Origin of the sequence: Kineosporia rhizophila (assembly GCF_021277265.1) — a bacterium.
Classification (GTDB): Bacteria; Actinomycetota; Actinomycetes; order Actinomycetales; family Kineosporiaceae; genus Kineosporia; species Kineosporia rhizophila.
This window is the reverse complement of record NZ_JAJSOH010000068.1, coordinates 1-1,551: the sequence shown is the minus strand read 5'-3', so window position 1 is coordinate 1,551 and position 1,551 is coordinate 1. Positions and strand designations below refer to the sequence as shown.

Annotated in this window: 1 protein-coding gene and 1 pseudogene; both read left to right on the top strand. The window is 64.0% G+C overall.

Going from position 1 to position 1,551, the window contains the following annotated elements:
• Positions 1–322: pseudogene (locus LWF15_RS35745) on the top strand (methyl-accepting chemotaxis protein); the annotation flags it as partial.
• 347 nt (positions 323–669) lie between these two features.
• Positions 670–957 carry a hypothetical protein gene (locus tag LWF15_RS35740; protein ID WP_232815446.1) on the top strand — a complete coding sequence of 96 codons (288 nt, stop codon included), beginning with the start codon at positions 670–672 and terminating at the stop codon, positions 955–957.
• Positions 958–1,551 lie beyond the last annotated feature (594 nt).

Below are 1,551 nucleotides of genomic sequence, written 5' to 3'. Positions count from 1 at the left end.
CCGCCGGGTGGAGACCATTCAGGAGGACGCGGACAGCGCCACTGCGGCGATCACCGAGATCGCCGACGTCATTTCCCAGATCAACGAGTTCCAGACCACCATCGCCTCGGCGGTCGAGGAACAGACCGCGACCACCCAGAGCATCAACGCCGGTGTTTCCACCGCGGCCGGGGGCTCCAGCGAGATCGCGGCGAACATCTCGGGGGTGGCCTCGGCGGCCAACACCACCACCGCGACCATCGGCAAGGCCGAGGACAGTGCGCGGGAACTGGCCGGGATGAGCGACGAACTGTCCCGGCTGGTCTCCGGCTTCCGGTTCTGATCCGGGCACCGACCTGACCCAGAATTGGATTCGCCCAGCTGAAAGGTGGGATGGCTTACCGCCAGGGGACTTTCGCAGCGGCACCGGCGAGCCCGTCGCAGAGCGACGCTCTTACACGGGAATCGGGCCGGGCGCCACCCATTGCGCGAAATTACGCAGATCCCACGAGGGATGGCTGTGCCGATCGGGTGGCTCTATGCTGTTCACCGTTGGCGCAGTAGGCGATATGAAACTCTTGAGCCAAACATCGCTGAGCGTGACAGGATGACGGGGCGTAGTCGTGAGGCTTGCCACCCAACGGTTTTCGCGGATATTCGGCGACTGAGCGAGAGGGCTATGGTGGCGTGATGCGTTCCAAGGATCTCGCTGTTCGCAGCAGTTCGGAGAAGGGGCCGGTCCTGGTGGCCGGTCAGGAGGGCGCGCCGGGGCGCCGTCCGCTGACGGGCCGCGCGCGCTCACTCGCGCAGCGCGTGCTGAAGAAGGCCGGCTCCCGCACGGTCATGGTCTGCTCGCAGTGCGAACTCACTGGTGGTCCGTTCAGTCGGGAAGAGGCGGCGCACCTGCTACGCATCCATGAGCAGTTGCACCACGGCATCGCGATGCACCGTTCTTCGCCATTGCCGCCGGCGATCTGAACCGGTCTGGGTAAGTCCGGTCCGAGCGCTCCGGATCAGGACTCCTCGTCGACGGCGACGGGGAGTTCTCCTGTTTGCGGGCCGGCACCCCACAGGGGGACAGGCAGGTAGGCGGCAGTAGTAGTGAGCACTCACAGCCACCAGCTGCGCACCCTGGTTGAGAGGAATCGCAGGTGAACGGGGCCTGAGCGACACGCGGCGCGGCGATTTGACGGAGCACGGCTGCGGTCCGTAACGTTTTCCCTCGTTGAGCCGGAGAGACACGGACACCACGGTGGCCGGTCAGAAGGTCTCAGCAACTCCTTCAAGGAAGCCTGATCGAAGTGACGCGCTACCGCCAGTCGGAACGCGCGGCACAGAACAGGCGAGCCCGGAAGGAAAATGTTCCAACAGCGGTAACGGTCCGGAAATGCGGATTTGACCCGCTGGCAACACCGCAGTAATGTTCTACAACGTCGCCCCGAGCGAAAGCCGAAAGGCCGGAAAACGGGAGCGTCCGCTCCTTGAGAACTCAACAGTGCATCTGAACAACCGATGCCAAATCGGCCAGAAGATTTTCTGGTCACTTGGCTGATGGTCTTCGGTTCGTCAGGC